The 21,969-nt window shown below is 57.2% G+C and carries 21 protein-coding genes and 1 pseudogene; 8 read left to right on the top strand and 14 right to left on the bottom strand.

What is annotated here, in order from left to right:
- Positions 1-20 precede the first annotated feature (20 nt).
- The 4 genes and pseudogenes from trmD to ffh all read right to left on the bottom strand — a co-directional run bounded on the left by trmD (position 21) and on the right by ffh (position 3,288).
- The gene (trmD, locus tag A3K90_RS03135) at positions 21-719 is read right to left on the bottom strand and encodes a tRNA (guanosine(37)-N1)-methyltransferase TrmD (RefSeq protein ID WP_303681136.1); all 699 of its coding nucleotides are present in this window, start codon (positions 717-719) and stop codon (positions 21-23) included.
- 70 nt (positions 720-789) lie between these two features.
- Positions 790-1,293, bottom strand: a complete 504-nt coding sequence (gene rimM, locus A3K90_RS03130; RefSeq protein ID WP_303681135.1) for a ribosome maturation factor RimM — start codon at positions 1,291-1,293, stop codon at positions 790-792.
- A 222-nt stretch (positions 1,294-1,515) separates the two neighbouring features.
- Positions 1,516-1,896 (bottom strand): annotated as a pseudogene (rpsP, locus tag A3K90_RS03125) (30S ribosomal protein S16); the annotation flags it as partial.
- A 42-nt stretch (positions 1,897-1,938) separates the two neighbouring features.
- Positions 1,939-3,288: a signal recognition particle protein gene (ffh, locus tag A3K90_RS03120; RefSeq protein ID WP_303681134.1), complete on the bottom strand. Its 1,350-nt coding sequence runs from the start codon at positions 3,286-3,288 to the stop codon at positions 1,939-1,941.
- 192 nt (positions 3,289-3,480) lie between these two features.
- Between ffh and rfaE1 the strand changes: the two genes are divergently transcribed.
- Complete coding sequence (gene rfaE1 / locus A3K90_RS03115; protein WP_303681133.1) at positions 3,481-4,467, top strand: D-glycero-beta-D-manno-heptose-7-phosphate kinase; 987 nt, start codon at positions 3,481-3,483, stop codon at positions 4,465-4,467.
- 8 nt (positions 4,468-4,475) lie between these two features.
- Here the strand turns inward: rfaE1 and A3K90_RS03110 are convergent, their stop codons facing one another.
- From A3K90_RS03110 to A3K90_RS03095, 4 genes are all read right to left on the bottom strand, one after another.
- On the bottom strand, positions 4,476-5,093 hold the full coding sequence (locus A3K90_RS03110; RefSeq protein ID WP_303681132.1) for an START domain-containing protein: 618 nt from the start codon (positions 5,091-5,093) through the stop codon (positions 4,476-4,478).
- Between the two features lie 76 nt (positions 5,094-5,169).
- The gene (locus A3K90_RS03105) at positions 5,170-5,829 is read right to left on the bottom strand and encodes an START domain-containing protein (RefSeq protein WP_303681131.1); all 660 of its coding nucleotides are present in this window, start codon (positions 5,827-5,829) and stop codon (positions 5,170-5,172) included.
- 48 nt (positions 5,830-5,877) lie between these two features.
- On the bottom strand, positions 5,878-7,527 hold the full coding sequence (locus tag A3K90_RS03100; protein WP_303681130.1) for a S41 family peptidase: 1,650 nt from the start codon (positions 7,525-7,527) through the stop codon (positions 5,878-5,880).
- A gap of 770 nt (positions 7,528-8,297) precedes the next feature.
- Positions 8,298-8,786, bottom strand: a complete 489-nt coding sequence (locus A3K90_RS03095; RefSeq protein WP_303681129.1) for a RidA family protein — start codon at positions 8,784-8,786, stop codon at positions 8,298-8,300.
- A 105-nt stretch (positions 8,787-8,891) separates the two neighbouring features.
- On the opposite strand from A3K90_RS03095, the gene A3K90_RS03090 reads away from it, so the two are divergent.
- Genes A3K90_RS03090 through thiD form a run of 3 tightly spaced genes read left to right on the top strand, consistent with a single transcriptional unit; the run spans position 8,892 to position 10,986 of the window.
- Positions 8,892-9,536, top strand: coding sequence for a thiamine phosphate synthase (locus A3K90_RS03090; RefSeq protein ID WP_303681128.1), 645 nt, complete (start codon positions 8,892-8,894; stop codon positions 9,534-9,536).
- The gene (thiE, locus tag A3K90_RS03085; RefSeq protein ID WP_303681127.1) at positions 9,533-10,180 is read left to right on the top strand and encodes a thiamine phosphate synthase; all 648 of its coding nucleotides are present in this window, start codon (positions 9,533-9,535) and stop codon (positions 10,178-10,180) included. Before A3K90_RS03090 ends, thiE begins: the two co-directional genes overlap by 4 nt.
- Entirely contained in the window at positions 10,177-10,986 is an 810-nt protein-coding gene (thiD, locus tag A3K90_RS03080) for a bifunctional hydroxymethylpyrimidine kinase/phosphomethylpyrimidine kinase (protein WP_303681126.1), read from the top strand. Before thiE ends, thiD begins: the two co-directional genes overlap by 4 nt.
- A 161-nt stretch (positions 10,987-11,147) precedes the next feature.
- On the opposite strand, the gene A3K90_RS03075 is transcribed toward thiD, so the two are convergent.
- The 5 genes from A3K90_RS03075 to A3K90_RS03055 all read right to left on the bottom strand — a co-directional run bounded on the left by A3K90_RS03075 (position 11,148) and on the right by A3K90_RS03055 (position 16,383).
- The gene (locus tag A3K90_RS03075; protein WP_303681125.1) at positions 11,148-12,482 is read right to left on the bottom strand and encodes a UDP-glucose/GDP-mannose dehydrogenase family protein; all 1,335 of its coding nucleotides are present in this window, start codon (positions 12,480-12,482) and stop codon (positions 11,148-11,150) included.
- A gap of 100 nt (positions 12,483-12,582) precedes the next feature.
- The gene (locus tag A3K90_RS03070) at positions 12,583-13,320 is read right to left on the bottom strand and encodes a triacylglycerol lipase (protein ID WP_303681124.1); all 738 of its coding nucleotides are present in this window, start codon (positions 13,318-13,320) and stop codon (positions 12,583-12,585) included.
- Between the two features lie 2 nt (positions 13,321-13,322).
- A complete protein-coding gene (locus A3K90_RS03065; RefSeq protein ID WP_303681123.1) occupies positions 13,323-14,852 on the bottom strand; it encodes a leucyl aminopeptidase in 1,530 nt (509 codons plus the stop codon).
- Between the two features lie 20 nt (positions 14,853-14,872).
- Complete coding sequence (locus tag A3K90_RS03060; protein ID WP_303681122.1) at positions 14,873-15,940, bottom strand: bifunctional oligoribonuclease/PAP phosphatase NrnA; 1,068 nt, start codon at positions 15,938-15,940, stop codon at positions 14,873-14,875.
- Between the two features lie 95 nt (positions 15,941-16,035).
- Complete coding sequence (locus A3K90_RS03055) at positions 16,036-16,383, bottom strand: transcriptional regulator (protein ID WP_303681121.1); 348 nt, start codon at positions 16,381-16,383, stop codon at positions 16,036-16,038.
- Positions 16,384-16,551: 168 nt separating this feature from the next.
- On the opposite strand from A3K90_RS03055, the gene rlmN reads away from it, so the two are divergent.
- The 4 genes from rlmN to priA are packed head-to-tail and all read left to right on the top strand — an operon-like array spanning position 16,552 to position 21,547.
- Entirely contained in the window at positions 16,552-17,637 is a 1,086-nt protein-coding gene (gene rlmN, locus A3K90_RS03050; protein ID WP_303681120.1) for a 23S rRNA (adenine(2503)-C(2))-methyltransferase RlmN, read from the top strand.
- Positions 17,638-17,650: 13 nt separating this feature from the next.
- Positions 17,651-18,400 carry a hypothetical protein gene (locus A3K90_RS03045; protein ID WP_303681119.1) on the top strand — a complete coding sequence of 250 codons (750 nt, stop codon included), beginning with the start codon at positions 17,651-17,653 and terminating at the stop codon, positions 18,398-18,400.
- Between the two features lie 9 nt (positions 18,401-18,409).
- On the top strand, positions 18,410-19,066 hold the full coding sequence (adk, locus tag A3K90_RS03040; RefSeq protein WP_303681118.1) for an adenylate kinase: 657 nt from the start codon (positions 18,410-18,412) through the stop codon (positions 19,064-19,066).
- A complete protein-coding gene (gene priA / locus A3K90_RS03035; protein ID WP_369690402.1) occupies positions 19,067-21,547 on the top strand; it encodes a primosomal protein N' in 2,481 nt (826 codons plus the stop codon).
- Between the two features lie 23 nt (positions 21,548-21,570).
- Here the strand turns inward: priA and A3K90_RS03030 are convergent.
- Positions 21,571-21,969 (bottom strand): cation transporting ATPase C-terminal domain-containing protein (locus A3K90_RS03030; RefSeq protein ID WP_303681117.1); only part of this gene is annotated, 399 nt, incomplete at its 5' end.

Raw genomic sequence — 21,969 nt, 5'->3', positions numbered from 1 at the left:
ATTTAAGTTGCACTGTAAAATCATTCTACATCCTCGCTGAGAAGGTCGGGCCGCCTGCGGCGCGTCCTCTCCAGCGCATTTTCATGCCGCCACTGCTCTATTTTGGCATGATGGCCAGAAAGCAGTACGTCCGGAACCCTCATCCCCCTGAATTCGGGGGGCCTGGTATAATACGCACAGTCAAGCATGCCGGTCTGGAAGGAATCAGTCAGTGCCGACTCGCTGTCTCCAAGAACACCGGGAACCACGCGTAACAGGGCATCCATCATGAGGAGGGAGGGAATCTCCCCGCCTGAAAGAACCACGTCGCCTATGGAGAACTCCATGGTGACCAGCGACTGACGAACCCGTTCGTCAAGAGCCTTGTAGTGACCGCAGAGGAAGATCAGGTTCTTCATCCTCGACAGCCGGTTGGCATCACCCTGACGAAACGGCTGAGCGTCGGGCGTCGGGAAAATCACAGCATCGTACCGGCGTTCACTCTGGAGCTGTTCCACACAGGCAAAAACCGGTTCCGGCCTGAGCACCATTCCGGCACCTCCGCCGAAGGGCGAATCGTCAACCTGGCGGTACCGGCCGAGGCCGTAATCGTGCAGATTGTGCACGAAAATATCCGCATATCCTTTTTTCCGGGCAATGGCCAGAAGCCCGTTATCGAGCACTGAGTCAAAAAATCCCGGTATGACGGACAGCACATCGATTCTGATTCCATCCATCATCACTCCATCATCTCTCGATCAATGACGGTTATTGCCGTTCATTGCCGTTCATTGCCCGGATCAAACCGGTTCAGAGAAACTCATCAAATCGGGGCACGTGAATATAGCGACCCTCAAGGCTGATTTCCTCAACAAATTCTTCTATGGCCGGCACAAGCACCGAGCGTCCGGCGGAGATGATCTCATAAACCTCATGGGCAGGCATCGAAAGCACCTCTTTGAGGACACCGACCTCCTTTCTGCCGGCTCCGAGAACCTTCATGCCCTCGAGTTCATGCAGCCAGGCCCGGTCATCCTTGCGGGGTTCAGCCTCCGAAGCCTCAATAAAGAGTTTCCGGCCTGCAAGGGCTTCAGCTTTTTCACGGCTGTCTACCCCATCGAGGAACAGCCATGCAAAACCACCGCCGAGAGAAGCTTGCTTCACCGCACAGAGGACGGCATCCAGAGGGGAGCCGCCAACCCAATACGATTTGCGGGAAAGGAACTTCTCTGGATAGTCGGTCACAGGCTGCACTTTGAGTTCGCCTTTAAGCCCTCTCGGCTTGAGGACGATTCCGGTGAGCCAGAGTTCCATCCCTTTCAAAGAGAGAGAGGAAGCCGATCAGGCTTCCCCGCCCTCTTCCTTCTCTTCTGCCTTTGTCTCGGGAGCTTCTTCAGCTGCGGCCACAGGTGCCTCAGGAGCTGCCTCGGCCTGGACCTCGGGAGCAGCGGCGACTGCAACCTCGGCAACAGGAGCTTCAGCTACAGGAGCTGCAACCACGGGCGCTGCAACCTCTTCAGCTACTGCGGGCCTGCCCTCAGCCTCTTTCTTCAGCTGGCGGCGGCGCGACTTGACGTTGAGTCGTTTCTGGCGACGTTCTGCCTGCCTCTCCTGCCACTGCTCCATCGCCTCAGCAATCTCTGCATCGCTGCGGCCGAGCTTCTTGAGCCTCAGCTCATAGAGCAGGCCGGTCTTCTGTATAAGGCTGCGGACCGTCGAGGTCGGCTGTGCACCGGTCTGCATCCAGTAGGCCACGCGCTCGCGGTCGATGGAAACGGCATGGGGCTTGGTGGTCGGCTGGTAGTGCCCGACAACTTCAAGGAACTTACCGTCCCTCGGTGCCCGTGAATCAGCCGCCACAATCTGGTATACCGGCAGCTTTTTTCTTCCCGCTCTTCTCAGTCTGATCTTTACCAAAGCTAGTATTGATTTAATGTTATGTTAAGAAAGTACTGCTGTCTATCGTTTTAAAAACTTGTCAAGCGCCAGGTTCTGGGAGGTGATCTTCCTTCCCGACTGCGTCATTTTCGATACCGAACGCATCATCTTCTTCATCTCGGAGAACTGCTTGAGAAGCATGTTGACCTCCTGCACCCGCGTTCCGCTGCCAAGGGCGATGCGCTGGCGGCGACTGCCATTGATGATTTCCGGCGAAGCCTTCTCTGCTTTCGTCATGGAGTTTATGATGGCCTCGATCGGCTTGAAGTCCAGGTTTTCGAGATCCTGCTTCGGCACCATCTTGTTCAGGCCCGGCACCATTTCTATGAGTCCCTGTATGGACCCCATTTTCTTGAGCTGCTGCAGCTGGTCGAGGAAGTCGTTCAGGTCGAACTCATTCTTCATCAGCTTCTTCTGCATCTGGATGGTCTTCTCCAGATCCAGATTCTCCTGCGCCTTTTCAACGAAACTGACGATGTCGCCCATACCCAGTATCCTCTGGGCCATGCGGTCCGGATAGAACTGGTCGAGGTCGTCCATCTTCTCGCCGACACTCATGAACTTGATGGGCTTTTCAACCACCTGGCGGATCGACAGGGCCGCACCGCCCCGGGCATCGCCGTCAAGCTTGGTCAGGACCACTCCGTCGAAGTCAAGGCGCTCGTTGAATGCCTTGGCGGTGTTGACCGCCTCCTGGCCCATCATCGAGTCGACGACGAACAGGAGTTCATCGGGCTTCATCAGGTTTTTCAGGGCCTCGGCCTCGGCCATCATCCTGTCATCGATCTGCAGACGGCCGGCAGTATCAAGGATCAGGACGTCATGCGCCCCTTTCCTGGCTGCCTCAAGGCCCTCACGGGCCACTTTCATGGCATCCTGCTCATCCAGGGAGAAGACGGGAACACCGACTTCAACACCAAGGGTCTTGAGCTGTTCGACGGCTGCAGGACGGTAGACGTCGGCTGCAACCAGCATTGGATTCTTTCCGCCCTTTTTCAGGCGTTTGGCGAGCTTCGCGCAGAAGGTGGTCTTTCCCGAACCCTGCAGACCGGCAACCATTACGACCGCGGGCAGATTCTTCGTGGAAAGATTGAGCGGCTTCTGCTCCCCGCCCATAAGTTCGGTCAACTCGTCGCTGACGATCTTCACGATCATCTGCGCCGGAGAAACGCTCTTGATGACATCTTCGCCGAGAGACTTCAGGCGGATCTCCTCGACCAGTTTCTTGACGACCATGTAGTTCACATCGGCGCCGAGAAGCGCACGCTTGATATCGCGCATGGCGATACCGATGTTGATCTCATTGATGGTCGCCTGGCCGGCAAGTTTCCTGAAAGCGCCTTCCAGCGTATCGCTTAAACTCTCAAACATCAGTGTCCGGTTTCTTCTGATAAAGCGTAAAAATGCTTAGCTTTAATTATAACAAAAAATAGCAAAAAATAAAATCACCAAACAGTATCATTCTTCATCTTCAGGGTTTTTGGCGGTATTTTTTTTATTTACTTTTTGCTTACAGGGCTCTGCCCCGCTCCGACACCCCGCAAAACACAGAATACCGACTACATGGCCACCCAGACCACCGACAGCATCATTGCATCATTTCAAGGGAAACGGATCGCCGTCGTCGGCGACATCATGCTCGACAAGTACATTTTCGGCCATGTATCACGGATTTCACCGGAGTACCCCGTACCCGTCGTTGACGTGACCCACCAGGACATCCGGCTCGGAGGCGCTGCAAACGTGGCGCTCAACACCCTGTCGCTCGGAGCCGGGACAACACTCTTCGGGGTGACCGGCGAGGATCAGGACCGTGAACTCCTGCTCGGCCTGTTCGAGAACATGGGGCTGTCAAGGAAGGGTCTCATCAGCGATCCCGCCCGGCCCACCACCTGCAAAACCCGCATCCTCTCCCAGAACCACCACATCACAAGGGTCGACTTCGAAAAAAGGGATGAAATCAATGAAAAAACGGCCGGGTCGATCATGGAGGCCTTCAACGCCATCATCCCCGAAACAGACGCCGTCGTGCTAGAAGACTACAACAAGGGAGTACTGTCACTGGAGCTCATCACCGCACTCATCGCCTCGGCCAAAAGCCACGGCGTACCGGTCCTTGTCGATCCGAAACTGAAGAATTTCTTTGCCTACAGGGGATGCACCCTGTTCAAGCCGAATCTGTCGGAAATGGCCGCATCGCTCGGCACCCCGGTGCAGAACACCGACCGGGAGGTCGAGGAGGCCTGCCTGCGGCTGCAGGACAGGATCCACGCCGAAACACTGGTGGTGACCCGGAGTGAAAAAGGAATGACGGTCTACGACGGGTCCTTTACCCATATCGAGGTAAGTTCGCTGGACGTCGCCGATGTGTCGGGGGCGGGCGATACCGTCATCGGCACCCTCGCCCTCGGAGCCGCGGCAGGACTCGACATCATCCGGAACGCCTCAATCGCCAACCTTGCGGCAGGAACCGTCTGCCAGGAAGTCGGGGCCGTGCCAGTCAAGCCCGAACGGCTCAAGCGAGCCTGCCGGGAACATCTCGGAAGCTGATCCTGCCTTCAGATGATGCAGAGATGCCGATCGACCTCTTCGGGATAGGGAGGGTTGTAAGAACGGTCGGCTGAAAGCTTGCGCAGGTTGTCCATCGAATAAAACGGCACTTCGAACATCGCCTGATTGCTGACGGCGGAAGGAACGTCCGGGCCGGGATCGACATGCATCACAAAGGTCAGATGGATGGCATCGGGGCCGGAAGGCGTAAACACCCACAGGCCCTGAACCTCTTTCACCCTCGCATAAGAGGGGTTCGGCGGCAGAAAGTCCGGCACACCGGTCATCGTAACCGCAACGGCATTCTCTCCGGCAGGCTCAAGCCCCGTTTTGACGATCATCTCCCGCTTCTGGAGGGGCCACGGAGTGTCGATGACCTGCCGCACCACGTATTCAAGCGAATCGTTCCTCTCGAGCACCTCCATCTCAGCCAGATGGTGGACCCAGCGGCCGTAACTCGAGGTATCATGAAAAAGCGAAATGAGCTTCCTGAAGCCTGCAGGAATCTCCGCCACCCCCTTGAAGCCTAAAACATCCGAACCCTCGACCTTCGAGGAATAAATGCTGATACCCCTGTGCTCAACCCTGAAATCCCATCTACCATTGAGGATCGAATGTACGTCCATGCCTGAAGCGGTTAAATGACTGAGGAATGAGCGGCTGGCCTACGGTTTGACCGGCGTGACAATGGAAAAATAACAATCAGTCGGAAATAAATTCCTCATAATTGCGCATGACCTCACCCGAAGACTCCTTGAAGGGAGCCATCACCGGTGTCTTGTATTTATCGCGCTTCACCATCTCCTTCAGGTTGCAGAGCGTGTGATAGGGTGTATCGATCACGGCGATGTTGGCAAGCCACGAGGGGATTTCACCACCCGGTTCGATATGAAGGCGGAACACCACCCTGCATCGATCCTCTCCAAGAGGCGTGATGTTCCATGCTCCGGTCAGCCGCGGCACCCGCACATACCGGCTGTCGGGAGGAAGAAAGTCCGGAAGCCCTTCGATGCTGATGTAGGCCTCGCCGGTCTCAGGATCCATGAACCCTTCCGAGCGGCTTATGATCTCGCGGTCGGTGACCGGCCACGGTGCACTGACAAGCTGGTAGACCACCCGGCCGTCATCCTCGGAAAGCTCCTGGAGAAGGCGCATCTCGCTGGTCTTCCACACCCACTCGGTCGCGGACTCTATGTCGTAGAGCAGCGCAAGAACGGCATCACGGGATGCATCAAGCTCGGCGACGCCGACAAAAGAAAGGAAGTCCGAACTCGGGACCGGACAGGTGAAAATCTTGAGCCAGTCGTTTTTCAGACGAAGCGTGCAGGTCGCATTGTTGATTTTTTCAAGGAGTGAAGGCATGTGGATTGACTGATTGATTAAAGAGTGAAGATGAAACGAGGTCCCGGCTCAAGGGGCAACAGGAAGCTCTCCGGCTATACGGACCAAAGGGTCGGCACCTGATACAAACACGCGGATCTGGCCCTCGAAACCAAACAGCTGATGGGCGATGCGCGACCTGACGGCAAGTGCGACATACGTCCTGTCGCGGAGGAATGATGCCGCATCAAAAGTAATCCCTCTGGCACGGCATGACTTCTGTACCAGTGAAAGCAGCCGCCCGTCCTCACGATAGCCGGAAATGAACCCATCAAGCGACGTTCGGTAAGCCTGTACGGAACTCTTCGGATCATCAAGAATCTTGATGGCAATGTCCTCAAACAGGCCGGAACGGTACATCTCCTGATAGAAATCAGTATAAGGACGCCCCGTCACCCAGAAATCGGGAATGATGCCACCGGCTGCCGAAAGTGCCCTCAGCTGCCCGTTCTTCGAAGAAGCCTTCCCCTTGAGGGAATCAAGCACTCCATAGAGCGCTCCGGTCCTGTACACGGATACCTCGCTGGTTTTCCGGTAGAGTAAACTGTCGGTGCCACTAAAGAGTTTCCCCGGCATGATATTGACCAGGGATTCATGATAGTAGCGTTCACGTCCGCCCTCACCTTTCACATACTGTCGCTGGATCTGCCTGCCGGAAGGGGTATAGTACCGTGAAACCGTCAGGCGGAGCAGAGAGCCGTCGGAAAACTGCAGCTGGCGCTGCACGAGCCCCTTGCCGAAAGTCAGCTCACCGACAATGACGGCACGACGGTTGTCCTGCAGGGCGCCGGCCAGAATCTCGGATGCAGAAGCGCTCCCCTTGTCGACCAGCACCACAAGCTCACCCTTTTCGTATCCATCTCCCGACCCGGCCACATAGCGGATATCCTCAGCCGAATTCCGGCTCTTCGTATAAACAATCAGCTGTCCTTCCCGGAGAAACTCGTCAGCCACCTGCACGGCCTGCTCGAGAAATCCTCCCGGGTTGCCCCGAAGATCCACGATAAGACGCCGCATCCCTGCATGACGGAGCTTTGTGAGTGCAAGACGGAACTCATCGGCCGTTGTGGCCATGAAACGGCTGATGCGGATATAGCCGTTGCCGCCCTCAAGCATGAAGGCAGCATCGACACTGGACGTGGAAATCTTCCCCCTCGTCACCAGAAAGTCGAAACTCCTGCCGGAAAGAGGGCGATAGACGTTCAGCAATACCCGGGTCCCGCGCTTTCCCCTGAGCTTGCGCATGACGTCCTGGCGGGAAATGCCGATAGAGGACACGGAATCAATGGCAAGGATCCTGTCGCCGGGTTCGATGCCGACGGCCGCACTCGGCCCGCCGGAAAGCGGTGTAACAACAAGCAGCGTATCGTTCAGGACATCATATTCGATGCCGATGCCATCAAAATTGCCGTCGAACTCCGCCTGGGAATACGCGGCTTTCTCAGGAGCAAGATAGACGGTATGCGGATCCAGATAGCCGGCCATTCCCTGCACACCCGCACCCGCAAGACTGTCACCCGAAACATCATCGACATAAAAGGCCTTGATGAGCTCATAGGCCTCGCTCATTTTTTTCTGCTCTCTGTATCGATCGGAACCCCCACCCGACATTCTGGATCCGAGAAACACACCGAATGCCAGGACGACGAGCATCATCGCTATGGTCAGAAGACGGGACATGGCAGAACACATTGATACGATGGAGATGGCAGAGGAAGGCGATCTCGGGCACATGCAGGAACCCGCAGCCGGCTTCCGGTTTCATGAAGATACAGCTTAAGCCGTCGCCGCGCAAAAAGAGGACAAGAGACGCATAAAGGCTACCGATGCACACCCCGGCTTACAACAGGGGATGAAAGCGAAGACAGCAAAAAGAATTCTCACACAAAAGAAGAAAGATGCACCAGATAACAGAATCACAAAAAACACCAGAAGCCACCAATAACAGGAAACGCAAAACCAGACCAATCAGCACAAAACAAAAGAAAATGTCACCCTATACAAGAAAGCACACACAACAGGACAAGACGCAAAAAATCAACCAAAACAAATCAAGCAGTCATCAAGAAAACACCACACAAAGAAAATAGACAGTCATATTTACAGCGACACCAATAACATAAAGTCAACTTTCACAAAAAGAATATAAGTTCTTTTATTTGAACATCTTGGTATGTTTTACAGAAAAAAAAGAATCAATAATTTAAGTGCATTAATAACAAAAGGAACTAAACCCGTTACAGCGGAACATAAACAGTTGCGTTCTGTTGGTTAACAGCCAGTGACGGCCGGCATGGCCTTTAGATTAAAAGGAAATCAATACCGTAACCTTCTTACAGTTACAGGCAGGATTTACTGCACCTGACGCGATACTTAATGGGGCTTTAACTGGTAGTGATAAAAAGAATTGACCGTACTGTCAATCAATCCCGGTCGATATGTTTATCAAGTCAGTTTGAACGGGAGCAGGAAGGGTTATATGCAACAATGAGCTCAAGCTCAAGGCTGGCATTGAGGGGCAGAGATGCAACACCGACAGCGCTGCGGACATGCCGTCCACGCTCTTTGAAGATGTCGAGAAGAAGGGATGATGCCCCATTTGCGACAAGATGCTGACCGGTGAAATCCGGCTCGCTTGAGACATACAGCGTGAGACGGACCACCTGGGTGATGGCCTCAAGAGATCCGGAGACCGTGCATATGGCGGCAAGAGCATTCAGGAGGGCAATGCGGGATGCTTCGGAAGCAGCCTCAAGGCAGGCATCTCCGACCCTGCCGATGCCTCCGGGGGCAACAAGCACTCCATTGGCCAGCGGGAGCTGACCGGAGGTATAGATCAGGTTACCGGAAAGAAGTGCAGGGACATAGAGCGGAGATGCCGTTGAAGGGGTTGGAAGCGTAAGACCGGTATCGGCCAGATTCTGCTCAATGCTGTCCATATGCTGGGCTTCTCCTCAGGTGCAATGGTTGACTGGATGCTCGCTCCGGTTGCTTTTACCCTCTAAATTATTTAATGTCCGAGAAATATCAAAGCCAGCAACGCCATGAAGGCAAGTACCACCTCATCCGCCCCCCTGCCCCGCATCGCGGTGATCAGTAGCGGCACGACCCCCGGCCAGGAAGGCAACCGGACTGAATCGCTTCTCCGGGGACTCGCAGAAGCTCCGCCGTGCATGATCCTCATCCGCGAAAAACACCTTCAGGGCGGAAAGCTCTTTTCCCTGGCCCGTGATGCACGGGAACTGCCGCTTCCTGCAGGCTCAAGGCTGCTGGTATCCGAACGCATCGACATTGCGCTGGCAGGAGGGCTCGACGGGGTTCATCTGCCAGAAGAGGCCTGCTCCCTGCACCTGCTCCGCCAAGCCGCCCCTTCACTTATCTTCGGCCGTAGCGTACACTCCCTCCGGGATGCAGTCGCAGCTGCCGAAGCAGGTGCTGACTATCTCTTCTTCAGCCCAGTCTACAGCACGCCCTCGAAACTCGCCTTCGGCCCTCCTCAGGGTACCGAGAAACTCAGGGAGGCCTGCCGTGCTGTATCCATCCCGGTCTATGCACTCGGAGGCATCAGCGTGGAGCGCGCCAAGGAGTGCATGGAGTGCGGTGCATGGGGAATTGCAGCCATAAGCCTTTTCTCAGACAGCACAGACCTGCCATCCACCATCGAAACCCTTTACAGGACAATAGCATGAACCTGCCACACTCTCCCATCCTCTGCGTCATCACCGATGAGGACACGGATCCGCTGGAAATTGTCCCCCTTGCACTCAAGGGTGGAGCAAACATGATCCAGCTGCGGCGGAAAAAGGCATCAGGAAGAGAACTCTGCCGTCTTGCTGAAGCCCTCCTTCCACTCTGCCGCAATGCCGGGGCGCTCTTCATCGTCAACGACAGGGCGGATATAGCGCTTGCCACACAGGCCGACGGTGTGCATCTCGGCCAGGACGACATCCCTGTACATGCTGCGCGCCAGCTCTTCGGACCCGGTAAAATCATCGGAGCCTCAACATCTTCTCTGGATGAAGCCGTCAGGGCAGAACGGGACGGAGCCGATTATGCCGGTTTCGGGCACATCTTCCCGACCGGCTCAAAAGCGAAGGGGTACGCGCCTCTCGGAGCTGAAGCAATCAGCCTTGCGGCAGCGGCGATCCGGATCCCCCTCATCGCCATCGGCGGCATCACCCGGGAAAATGCCGGAACCATCATTGCACACGGAGCGGCCGGCATCGCCGTCATCTCCGCCGTAACTCAGGCGGAAAGCCCTGAAGATGCAGCCCGCAGCCTTATGGACATCATGAACATCATGCATGCCACGCGTGCAGGAGGCGGGGCATGAAGCGCTACCCCACCATCCTCACCATCGCCGGTTCGGACGGGAGCGGGGGTGCCGGCATCCAGGCGGATATCAAAACCGCGGCGGCACTCGGATGCTATGCAACAACTGCCATAACTGCCGTTACTGCGCAGAACACCCGCGAAGTGGTGTCTATCCATCAACAGAGCGAAGAGTGCCTCAGAGAGCAGTTTTTGGCCATTTACAGCGATATTGCAATAGACAGCGTCAAAATAGGGATGCTCGGCAGCGGACGAATGGCTGCAATGGTTGCGGAGCTTGTCGCAATGCTTCCGTCCTCAACGCCCATCGTTCTTGATACCGTGCTGCGCTCCTCCTCCGGCACCGCGCTCCTCGAGCCGCGTGATCTGGCTTTATTCGTCGAAAAGCTTTTCCCTCTCGCCTCAATCATCACGCCGAACCTCCCTGAAGCGGCCGTTCTTCTCGGCCTCCCGCTAGCACCCTCAACAACCGAAGATATCGAGGCTGCAGCCCGGGCACTCTCCGCCGTCGGTGCCCGCACGGTCCTCCTGAAGGGAGGGCACGCTGCAGGAAACACCTGCAGCGACTGCCTCCTTTATGAAGGGAGCATCACGTGGTTCACAACTGAACGGGTGGAAAGCCCCAACACACACGGCACCGGCTGCACACTCTCATCAGCAATAGCCTCATACCTGGCAAAGGGAGAACCGATGGTGGAAGCGGTCAGGAAAGCAAAGCAATACACTACCGAAGCCATACGGGCCGGAGCCCGATGGCAGCTCGGCCACGGCAGCGGCCCGCTCCTGCACCTTCCGGGGTGCTTATAATAGATGTAGGAACAGCCGAAGTCCAGGAACAGCCGACGTCCGGGAACAGCCGACGTCCGGGAACTGCCGACGTCCGGGAACTGCCCTTAACACGAACAGCCCTCACAAGAGAGGGCTGCACGTTGTTCAAGCGACGTTCGAGCGGCAATAATCCGACAGGCTTATACGCCTCTCGGAACCCTGCCGATGGAGTAGTAAGTGAACCCTGACTGCTCCATGAACTCGGGGTTGTAGATGTTCCTGCCGTCAAAAACGACCGGAGCGAGGAGATCGCGCTTCACCATTTCGAAATCGGGGCTGCGGAATACCATCCACTCGGTCAGGATGACGAGGGCATCGGAACCTTTCACGGCATCCTCGGGGTTGGCTGCATAGAAAAGGTCGTCCTTACTGCCGTAAATCCGCTCGGCCTCTTCCATGGCGACAGGATCGTAGACCCTCACTGCGGCACCTTCTTTCCAGAGCGCCTCAATCACCACGCGGCTCGGAGCCTCGCGCATATCGTCGGTGTTGGGCTTGAAGGCCAGTCCCCAAATGGCCAGAGTGCGACCCTTCAGGTTGCCGCCGAAGTGAGCTTTGATCTTCTCGACGATGCTCAGCTTCTGGTCGTGGTTGACCGCTTCGACCGCCTGCAGGATGCGTGAGTCGTACCCGTACTTGCGCGCAGTGCGCTCAAGGGCCTGCACGTCTTTCGGGAAGCAGGAGCCGCCGTAGCCGACGCCGGGGTAAATGAAGGGAAAGCCGATGCGGGAATCGGAACCGATGCCGCGACGCACGGCCTCGACGTCCGCACCGACACGCTCGGAGATGTTGGCAATCTCGTTCATGAAACTGATCTTCGTGGCCAGCATGGCGTTGGCCGCGTATTTCGTCAGTTCAGCTGAACGGACATCCATGGCGAGGAACCGCTCATGGCTGCGGTTGAAGGGCGAGTAGAGAAAGCGGAGCAACTCCTTCGTGCGGGGGTTGTCGACACCGACGACGATGCGCTCAGGCTTCATGAAGTCGTTCACCGCGTCACCCTCTTTCAGGAACTCCGGGTTGGAGACGACATCGAAATCTATCACTGCGTCCCGGGCGCTGAGGACCGAGCTGATTTTCTCACGCACAAGATCGGCAGTACCGACCGGTACGGTGGACTTGTTGATGACGATCCGGTACTCCTGCATATGGGTACCGATGCTTTCGGCGACGCTGAGCACATGACGGAGATCGGCCGAGCCGTCTTCATCGGGAGGCGTGCCGACAGCTATGAACTGGTAGAGGCCGAACCCTACGCCCTCTGCAATGTCGGAAGTGAAGCGGAGACGCCCTTCACGACTGTTTTCAATGACGATATCTTCAAGACCGGGCTCGTAAATCGGAATGTGTCCTTCCTGCAGGCGCTTGATCTTGTCCTGATCGATATCGACGCAGAGCACGTCGTTGCCGACTTCAGCGAAACATGCACCGGTAACAAGGCCCACATAGCCTGATCCGAATATGGTTATTTTCATTACAGAGGCGTTTGGTTATAAAAAACATGCCATTCCATCCGGATGGGTGGCTTTGATTTTACCACTTTCCAGCGGCTTGTCAAAGAAAGATTCCTTAATTTCAGCAACCGGACTGCTCCCCCGGACCGTCGGAATCAAGCCACCCCGCCCACTGCTCCACCCCCTCTCTGGTTCCATACCACCGGGTATGCGGGGTCGGCAGGTGCTCGGCATCAGGAATGATGACGTTCTCTGCCCCCTCGAGGCGGCAGCTTTCAGCCGGTACGATACCGTCTCCCGCTGCAGTCCCGTCCCCCCAGGTGCTGCGGTAGAACAGGTGGCACATCTTTTCTGTCAGTGAGCCACCGGGAGAACCGTGGTATTTGTCGCTGACGACGGAAACGACCCGGCATCGGCGGAAAAAACCGGGCGTGAGGTGCCGGTCGATGAAATCGGTCTTGAGCTTCGCATACTGCTCATGGGTGCGGAACGGCGTACCGAGCGTAATAAGGCGCGACACCTGCTCTCCACGATGGTAGCAGTCGCCCTGGAAGGGCTTTTCAAGGAGGTAGACCATGGCGACCGTCCCGCCGCCGCTGTGAGCGACGATGGTGACCTTTTCTCCCGGGAAACGCTCAGCCATAAGCTTCAGCGAGCTGTCGATCACCCTCATCACCCGGTTCGTCGAACGTTCCGGAGAGGGCGGCAATCCGATCCAGTCGCCAAGGCTGACAGGGGCGATCTCGATTCTTTCAGGAGGAATCCGTTCGGAGAGCGCAAGACGCATGCCCCGGTACAGGGAGTCCCAGAACAGGACCCCCGGCACGATGAGAACCGGCTGTGAAACCCGGGAGGTCATGGTTACGACCACTTCCTGAGGAGATCAACAAGCAGCCGGACACCAAAGCCCGATCCTCCATTTACCTTTGAGGCACCTTTGGCCGGGAACGAAGGGCCGGCGATGTCGATGTGCGCCCATTTCTTATGGCCTTCGATGAACTTCTCAAGGAACTTCGCCGCCGTGATGGTACCCGCACCCCGGCTGCCGGTGTTGCTGACATCAGCAACGTCTGACTTGATCTGTTCGTCATAAAGATCCCAGAGCGGAAGGCGCCAGACCTTTTCACCGGTATCTCTGCCAGCGCCTTCGATTGCTTCGGCAAGGGAGTCGTCGTTGCTGAACAGGCCTGCGACCTGGTATCCGAGAGCTACGATGCAGGCACCGGTGAGGGTCGCAAGGTCGATGATGACGTCAGGGCTGTACTTCTGTGCCGCATAGGTCAGGGCATCGGCAAGGATGAGCCGGCCCTCGGCATCGGTGTTGCCGACTTCGACCGTAATACCCGAATAGGTGGTGATGACATCACCCGGCTTCTGCGCGTTGCCGTCCGGCATGTTGTCGGTAGCGGGAATCAGGCCGATGATGCGTACCGGAAGCGAGAGGCGTGCAGCGGCTTCAACGGCGCCGATGACGGCCGCAGCGCCGGCCATGTCGGACTTCATGTCGCCCATCCCCTCGGAAGGCTTTATGGAAATGCCGCCGGAATCAAACGTGACGCCCTTGCCGACGAGGGCGATGGTCGCCTTCGCCTTCTTTTTGGGCACATAGTCCATGACGGTGAAGGTCGGAGGGTTCAGGCTGCCCTGGTTGACGGCAACGAGACCGCCCATCCGGAGTGACTCGATCTCTTTTTTGCGAAGGACCGTCACCCCGTACCCGTACTGTTTGCCGGAGGAAACGGCAGCCTTTGCGATGTCCTCAGCCTGCAGGTGGTTGCCGGGAAGATTGACAAGATCACGGGCCATCTGCTGCGCCGAACCGATGACAAGCCCTGCAGCCATACCCTTTTCCGCCGCGGCAATGGCCGAAGCCGGAACCCGGAGTGTCAGGAGGTCGATGCCCTTTTCATCCTTCTTTGCCTTTCCCTTCGCCGGCGTTTTCTTCTTCTCCCCTTTATCGAGTTTGCCGCTTTTCAGGCGTTCGAACCGGTAGGCGCCGAACATGCAGCCCTCGACCAGCGCTTCAGCCACAGCCTCAATGCCGGGCCTGGCCTTGCCGCCGGCAGCAGGAAGATCGAAAACGATACGGCGGGCATCAAGGTCGACAGCCCTGGAGGCCGCAAGAGACGCAGCACGATGCCAGTCATCGAGGCTCTTGGCCTCGCCCGTCCCGACAAGCATCACCCGCGAAGCACGAAGCTTACCGGGTCGGGGGTAGAGGATGAGGGTATCTCCGGCTGCAGCCTTGAAATCATCCAGGGGGACATCAGACAGGCCGGCAGCCTCCAGAACCGGGGATGCGGCCTTCTTGAGCCCTTCGCTGCTGAAGGGAAGGATGAGAAGATCGGCGTCAAGATCGTGGAGAGCGGTGAATGTTGCGGCTGTTTTCATGATCGGTGCAGCTGTTGGTTTCAGTAGGTGAAAGATTCGGGGTCTTTAAGGAATGCGCGGACGTCCTCAAGCAGGACCTGCTGCGCTCTGTCGGAAGAGAACTGGAAAAGGCATCCTGCAGCGTTCATATGACCTCCGCCGCCGTATTTCTTGGCCAGCTGGTTCACATAGACCCTGCCGCGCGAGCGGAAACTTGCTTTCGTGCGTCCGTCTGTCATCTCGACCATGAGGACGGCGATCTGGACGGACGGGACGCTTAAAAGATACTGAACGATGAGATCCGTATCAAACAGCTTGCTTCCGGTGGCTTTCAGCATGTCGCGGGAGATGAACAGCCAGGAAATCACCCCGTTGTCAAGGATGGTGATGGAGGTGAGGGCGAGGCCGAGCAGCTTCAGCGCCTCAGGCGTCAGGGAGTTGTAGATTCTGTCATAGGCCAGAGCGGCGTCCGCCCCTCTCTGTACCAGGTTCCCTGCCAGCGAATACACGTAGGGGCTGGTCTTGGGGAAACGGAAGGATCCGGTATCGGTCATCACAGCAACATAGAGAGCCTGCGAGATCTCTTTGGTGAACAGGTCCTGCCCCTGCCGCTCCCCGATGGCCGAAATGAGGTCATATATCAGCTCCCCGGTTGAAGAGGCGTAGCTTTCACAGACCATGAGATCGGCGAAATCATCCGGTTCGAGATGATGGTCAATGCAGAGAAGCCGCATGGAACCCAGCTCCTTAGAGAACTCGACATGCGGCCAGAGAGAGCCCATCCGGTCGCGGAGGTTGGCGTCAAGCAGCACGGTCACGTCGGCCAGCGACAGCTCCTGCACCGACTCCTCGTCCTTTGGGTCGAAATGGGTGATGGGAAAGCTTTCACAAAGAAATCGGTAGTTAGGGGGAACCGGCGTCGGGTTGAAAACGGTGACCTCCTTGCCGAGGGCGCAGAGCACGAGGGCAAGGGCGACCTCCGAACCAAGGCCGTCTCCATCGGAATTCTCATGGGTAGTCAATACGACATGGCGGGCATCAAGCAGCACGTCGACTAGAAGCGACCATTCGGATCCGGTAAGTGTTCTTCCAAGCTCAGGTAATATCATCAGTTTGCGGTAACATTTGCAGTAACAGAAATACGGTCGCTCATTCCAGTTCAGTCCAGATCAATAGCATCGTCTCATATATAAATCCAGTACCCTCAGGCCGACTGCAGACTGACTTCAGGGCCGAGAAACGACCCGATGTCCCGACGGTACTTCAGAAAAGCTTCGAGTCCCTCGCCCGTTATGCTGTATATCGTATGGGGCTTGCGCAGCTGGAACCCCTTGTCGCAGCTGATGTAGCCGGCCGATTCGAGTTTGCGCATATGGACGGAGAGGTTTCCGTCGGTTGCGTTGATGCAGTCACGAATCTCCACAAATGACGCCTTCCCGACGGCAACGAGATAGGACAGCGCGGCAAAACGGATCCGGGCATGGATGTGTTTGTCAAGGCGCTGGTGGTTGAAATCGGCTACAGCCTGCTCTTCGGGGGCAGTTTCTTTCATCGTGCAACAACGGAATCGGTAAGGTTCTTAAAACTTTTCGCGATAAAGTACTTTTTTTGCTCCATACAAACAAAAGAAGAAACCTGCAACACCGAAGAAGATTTCGCCATGGCGCATGGGAATCCTATATTCCCATGCACATACCGCACAGAACCACAGAAACTCCCGATGCCCAGAGAACAGATAAACATCCTCGACCTCCGCCTGGATGAGCTCAAGGATGCCCTAGGGGCCATCAATGAGCCTCAGTGGCGAGCCTCGCAGCTGCACCAGTGGCTCTTCAGCCACCGCGCCGCCTCTTTCGACGAAATCACCACCCTCAGCCTTCCCCTGCGAAGCAAGCTTGCCGAATCCTTCTGCATCAAGCCGCCCCTCACAGAAAAGCACGATGAATCGAGAGAAGGCGGTACACCAGGAGCGACCGAAAAACTGCTCCTCCAGCTTCCCGATGGAGAACGTATTGAAACCGTCCTCATCCCGGGGCCCAACCGGATGACGGCATGCGTATCGGCACAGGCAGGATGCCCGCTCGGATGCACCTTCTGCGCGACCGGGCAGATGGGGTTCCGCCGGAACCTCTCCCCCGGAGAAATAACCGGCCAGGTCTGGGCACTCTCCGACATGCTGCAGAAACGGAACCCTGAGGCCTCAATCACGAATATTGTCTTCATGGGCATGGGTGAACCGCTCCTGAATACTGAAAGCGTCATAGAGGCGGTTCTCAACCTCAGTACACGCAAGTACCGCTTCAGCACCTCGCAGCGTAAAATCACCATCTCGACAGTCGGCATCACCCCCGAAATCGACCGGCTTGCCGATACCGGCCTGAAAACCAGGCTGGCCGTCTCGCTTCACTCTGCCATCCAGGAAAAACGCGAAGCGCTGATGCCGCAGGCCGCCCGGCAGTACCCTCTCGACAGGCTGAGGGAATCGCTCTCTCGATACGCATCCAGAACAGGGGAACCCGTTACCCTCGCCTACATGCTGCTCAAGGGCATAAATGACTCGGAAGACGACGCAAAGCGGCTCCTGCGCTACGCCTCCGGCTTTTTCTGTAAAATTAATTTGATTGATTATAATTCAATCGTTAATATAAAATTCGAGCCAGTTTTCGACAGCACAAGGGAGAGGTTCCGTGACATCCTTCAGGCTGCAGGTCTGCAGGTAACCATCAGGAAAAGCTACGGCACCCCCATCAATGCGGCCTGCGGCCAGCTGGCGGCAGACAGCATGCGCAAAAGCGACAATCTCTAACCGGCCAACCACCATGGATCTGCTTGATTTCATCCCCTTCAAAACCGAATTCGCCAAAGCCTACCACGGCCTGACAGGCAACGCAACCCACACCTCGGAAACGCCTGAATTCAGCGAGCTCAAGGTCCGCCGTTACACCCGCAAGGCATCGGACATCGCAGAATTCATCACCACCAAAGTAGATCACTGGCTCGTATGGGATCTCCGGAGCGAAAAAACCGCTGTCGGCGGCATGAGCGTCATCCGCGCCGAAGTCACCTCGTTCGCCCTGCTCGGCATGAAAATCCAGGTCACCTTCGGTCTTCTGGAAGAACAGGACGTCAACGGTGACACCATCACCACCCTCAACGCCAAGGCGGTAACCCAGATCGAGTCGAAAGGCGACATGGGTGAAAGCCGCAGAATGATCCGCATGATGCTTGGCGCAGCGGATTTCGAGTTCCGCCGCGACATCCTCGACGAAGAGGACTACTACCTGCGCTCCCTTGACGCAAAAGGCTCGGCATCGGCTTTCCAGCAGATGTTCGATGAAGCCAAGCTGCATCATCAAAAAACAACCACGGGAAGCCCCAAAGCCACAACCATCGAATTCCACAAGACGCCGGCAAAAAAACAGGCCATCCCCTTTACGATGCCCTCCAAACCCGCCGAACCCTTGCAGGCGGCCTCAGCCGTGAACGTCCAGAACGGAACAGCCGCGACAGAAGGAACAGCTCCTTCAAAACCGAAAGTAACCATCATTACCACGAAAAAATCCATCTAAGGCAGTTTGATGAGAATTATCCTACTGGGGGCTCCGGGTGCAGGCAAAGGCACACAATCCAATTACATCTCAAAAGCACTCGGCATTCCGCAGATATCGACCGGAGATATGCTCCGCGCCGCTGTGAAGGCAGGAACCCCGCTCGGCCTCCAGGCCAAGGAAGTGATGGACGGCGGACATCTCGTCTCCGACGACATCATCATGGGAATCATCAAGGAACGCCTGATGGAAAACGACTGCCTGGAGGGATGCCTGTTTGACGGGTTCCCGAGAACGATAGCGCAGGCTGAATCACTGCACCGGCAGGGCATCGAGATCGACCATGTCATTGAAATCCATGTCGATGACCGGGACATCATCGACAGGATGAGCGGCCGCAGGGTCCATCCCGCTTCCGGCAGGACCTACCATGTTCGCTTCAACCCTCCCGCAACAGCCGGCATTGACGATGAAACCGGCGAGCCCCTCGTCCAGCGCGCAGACGACACCGAAGAAACCGTAAAGAAGCGCCTCGACATCTACCACGACCAGACCGCACCCCTCATCGAATACTACAGCCGGCGGGCAAACGAAGCCGGCGCCTCCGCCCCCCGCTACACCAGAATAGAGGGAAGCGGCAATGTTGAGGAAATCCGCGACAGGATACTCGAAGCCCTCAGGGGGTAAATGCCCCGACTGCAGGGTCCGCCCCTCCCTGGAACCTCTTTTGCCACCATGTACGCACTGGCCATAGCAGAAAAACTCTTCCGGGGCGAACCCTTTCCGCTGATGGTCCCGGGCCCTCCTGAAGAGGGCCTCCTGCCGGGCAGCATGGTGCTGGTCGTCCCTAAAGGCGGCAAAACCGCTCCCTCCACCGCCTATATCATCGAAACCGGCATCGAGCCTCCTCCGGAAGAACCAGCTGCCGAGCTCACCGACATCCTCCACGGCGGAGCCCCCGTCCTCAATCCCCCGCTGATCCTCCTCACCCGGTGGATGGCAGGATACTACCTTACCCGCCACATCGACTGCATCACTGCCGCCGTACCGGTTGCCGTCCGCACGACGGTCGACGACATCGTCGAAGCGGCCGACTTCAGCCTCGAAACTGAAACCCGCCGGGTACGCAGCACTGCGCTCCGCCGCAGCATCATGCAGCTGGTCACCAAAGAACAGCGCATTACCGTAAAGCAGCTCCAGAGAAAGCTCGGCAGGAAACACCTCTACGGCACCATTTCAGAACTTGAACGAAGCGGGCACGTAAAGCTCCGCCGGAAGTTCACCAGCGCGGCCCGTAGGACGGTCCCGGCCTGGCGCCGGGCCCCGGTTCTGCCGGATGCACCCGAAGAGGAGCTGAAAAACAGCCCGAAACAGCTCGAGGCGTTCCTCCGCGTCTCGGCCTTCGGTCCCGGAGGAGCCTCACTGGAAGCCGCCGCGGTCTCCCGCAGGATCCTCAACACCCTCACCGCCTCGGGTTACCTTGAAAAAATAGCGGTTGAAGTAGAGAGCCGTTTCGATACCGGCATGCCGACAGAACGGGAAGAACCCAAGCAACCGACCGCGCAGCAGGAGGCTGTTCTTGAAGAACTCAGAAGTGCAAGCCGGACGGGAGGGTACAAGACATTCCTCCTGCATGGCGTCACCGGCAGCGGCAAGACCCTCGTCTACATCGAATTCCTCAAAGAGGTGTTAAAGAAAGGTCGGACAGCCATCGTCCTCGTCCCCGAAATCGCCCTCACCCCGCAGACAGCCGGCCGGTTCCGCCAGCATTTCGGCGACACCGTAGCCATCATGCACAGCGCCATGAGCAATCAGGAAAAATACGACGCATGGCACAGCCTCCGGAGCGGCAGGGCAAAGATAGCCCTCGGAGCCCGCTCCACCATCTTCGCCCCGCTTTCGAACCTCGGTGCCGTGATTGTCGATGAAGAACACGACGGCGCCTACAAACAGGACCGCAACCCCCGCTACAGTGCCCGGGACCTCGGCGTCATGCGCGCCCGCACCGAAGGGGCCGTCTGCATCCTCGGCTCAGCCACCCCGTCCTTTGAATCCTACGAGAACGCCCTGCAGGAAAAATACCGCCTCCTCGAGCTCCCGGAGCGCATCGACGGCGCCACCATGCCGAAACTCTGCCTTATCGTCATGAAGGACAGCCCGAAGGCTACCCCCTCCATATCCGAAAAGCTCCGCCACGAAATCGCCAAACGTCTGGAGCGGGACGAGCAGATCATCCTTCTGCAGAACCGGAGGGGGTTTTCCGGCAGCGTGCTCTGTTTCGCATGCGGCCATGTCCCCCAGTGCCCCCACTGCGGAATTCCGCTGGTTTACCACGCCGGACACCGCCAGTTGCGCTGTCATTACTGCGGCCATACCGAGCCATTCAGCAAGGTCTGTCCCTCCTGTGCCTCCCCGGACCTCTTCTATAAAGGAAGCGGCACGGAACGCATCGAAGAGGAGCTCCAGTCACTCTTTGCCGGCGAGCGGATTCTGCGCATGGACGTGGACACAACCACCACAAAAGGCTCTCACGGCCGCATTCTCGATGAGTTCCGCCAGGGGAAAGCCCGCATCCTCCTCGGCACCCAGATGGTCGCAAAGGGGCTTGATTTCCCCCGCGTCACCCTCGTCGGCGTCCTCATGGCCGACATCGGCCTCAACCTCCCCGACTTCCGCGCTTCCGAGCGCACCTACTCCCTTCTCACACAGGTTGCCGGCCGCGCCGGCCGTTCATCAAGCCCGGGAGAGGTCTACCTGCAGGTCTACAATCCGGAAAGCGAAGTCTTCAACGCCCTGCTCCGCGGCAGTTACAGCGCCTTCTTCCAGCATGAGATGCAATCCCGAAGGGAACTCTCCTATCCGCCTCACGCACGGCTGGTGAAGTTCGAGTGCAGCTCAGAGGATGAAAAAACTGCAGGAGAGGCTGCCATGGCCTGCAAAACGATGCTTCTGGAAGCCGTTGGCGAAGGGCAGGGGGAGGTGCTCGGACCCGCTCCGGCAGGCATAGCGCGCATTCGCGGCAGCTACCGCTACCACGTGCTTTTGAAACTCACCGGCGGACGCCTCACAGAGTCCTTCGCCCTCGGCCTTCAGGATACGATTGCCCGGCGGTTCCGCAATCCTCTTGCCCTCATCTCCATCGATGTCGATCCCGGCAGTCTGATGTAAGCCACAGGGTCGCCGGCCCGGCATCAGGGCACAAACCCCTCTCCACGCCGGAACCTCCGGCAGACGGCCTTTTCAATCTCCACGAAAAACAGCACGCTCGAACTCACGCCGATAATCATCATCCACTGCTTAAGGTCAAGGGGGGCAGTGTCGAACACCTTCTGCATGAAGGGCAGATAGGTGAAGACCAGCTGCAGAAGCACAAGCGCCCCGCTGGCATACAGCACGTAAGGGTTACCGGACAGTCCGCCCTTTGAAAACACGCTTCGGGTGAAAAACCGTGCACTGAACAGGTAGAATATCTCGAAGAACACCAGCGTGTTCACCGCTACCGTCCGGGCACACGCATCTGTGCACCCCGCCCGTTCATACCAGAGGAACATACCGAAGGTGCCAAGGACCAGAATGCAGGAAACATAGAA

Origin of the sequence: Pelodictyon luteolum, assembly GCF_001622165.1 — a bacterium.
Lineage (GTDB): Bacteria > Bacteroidota > Chlorobiia > Chlorobiales > Chlorobiaceae > Chlorobium > Chlorobium luteolum_B.
The sequence above is the reverse complement of the archived record's forward strand: the minus strand, read 5'-3'. Positions and strand labels throughout refer to the sequence as shown.

Coding starts and splice junctions, on each gene's coding strand:
- A3K90_RS03100 (WP_303681130.1), bottom strand. CDS start 7,527: ATGTCCCGTCTTCTGACCATAGCGATGATGCTCGTCGTCCTGGCATTC.
- thiD (WP_303681126.1), top strand. CDS start 10,177: ATGAAGCGCTACCCCACCATCCTCACCATCGCCGGTTCGGACGGGAGC.
- A3K90_RS03090 (WP_303681128.1), top strand. CDS start 8,892: ATGAAGGCAAGTACCACCTCATCCGCCCCCCTGCCCCGCATCGCGGTG.
- adk (WP_303681118.1), top strand. CDS start 18,410: ATGAGAATTATCCTACTGGGGGCTCCGGGTGCAGGCAAAGGCACACAA.
- priA (WP_369690402.1), top strand. CDS start 19,067: ATGCCCCGACTGCAGGGTCCGCCCCTCCCTGGAACCTCTTTTGCCACC.
- ffh (WP_303681134.1), bottom strand. CDS start 3,288: ATGTTTGAGAGTTTAAGCGATACGCTGGAAGGCGCTTTCAGGAAACTT.
- A3K90_RS03075 (WP_303681125.1), bottom strand. CDS start 12,482: ATGAAAATAACCATATTCGGATCAGGCTATGTGGGCCTTGTTACCGGT.
- A3K90_RS03110 (WP_303681132.1), bottom strand. CDS start 5,093: ATGGACGTACATTCGATCCTCAATGGTAGATGGGATTTCAGGGTTGAG.
- A3K90_RS03060 (WP_303681122.1), bottom strand. CDS start 15,940: ATGATATTACCTGAGCTTGGAAGAACACTTACCGGATCCGAATGGTCG.
- A3K90_RS03055 (WP_303681121.1), bottom strand. CDS start 16,383: ATGAAAGAAACTGCCCCCGAAGAGCAGGCTGTAGCCGATTTCAACCAC.
- thiE (WP_303681127.1), top strand. CDS start 9,533: ATGAACCTGCCACACTCTCCCATCCTCTGCGTCATCACCGATGAGGAC.
- A3K90_RS03045 (WP_303681119.1), top strand. CDS start 17,651: ATGGATCTGCTTGATTTCATCCCCTTCAAAACCGAATTCGCCAAAGCC.
- A3K90_RS03065 (WP_303681123.1), bottom strand. CDS start 14,852: ATGAAAACAGCCGCAACATTCACCGCTCTCCACGATCTTGACGCCGAT.
- A3K90_RS03070 (WP_303681124.1), bottom strand. CDS start 13,320: ATGACCTCCCGGGTTTCACAGCCGGTTCTCATCGTGCCGGGGGTCCTG.
- rimM (WP_303681135.1), bottom strand. CDS start 1,293: ATGGAACTCTGGCTCACCGGAATCGTCCTCAAGCCGAGAGGGCTTAAA.
- A3K90_RS03095 (WP_303681129.1), bottom strand. CDS start 8,786: ATGGACAGCATTGAGCAGAATCTGGCCGATACCGGTCTTACGCTTCCA.
- rfaE1 (WP_303681133.1), top strand. CDS start 3,481: ATGGCCACCCAGACCACCGACAGCATCATTGCATCATTTCAAGGGAAA.
- rlmN (WP_303681120.1), top strand. CDS start 16,552: ATGCCCAGAGAACAGATAAACATCCTCGACCTCCGCCTGGATGAGCTC.
- trmD (WP_303681136.1), bottom strand. CDS start 719: ATGATGGATGGAATCAGAATCGATGTGCTGTCCGTCATACCGGGATTT.
- A3K90_RS03105 (WP_303681131.1), bottom strand. CDS start 5,829: ATGCCTTCACTCCTTGAAAAAATCAACAATGCGACCTGCACGCTTCGT.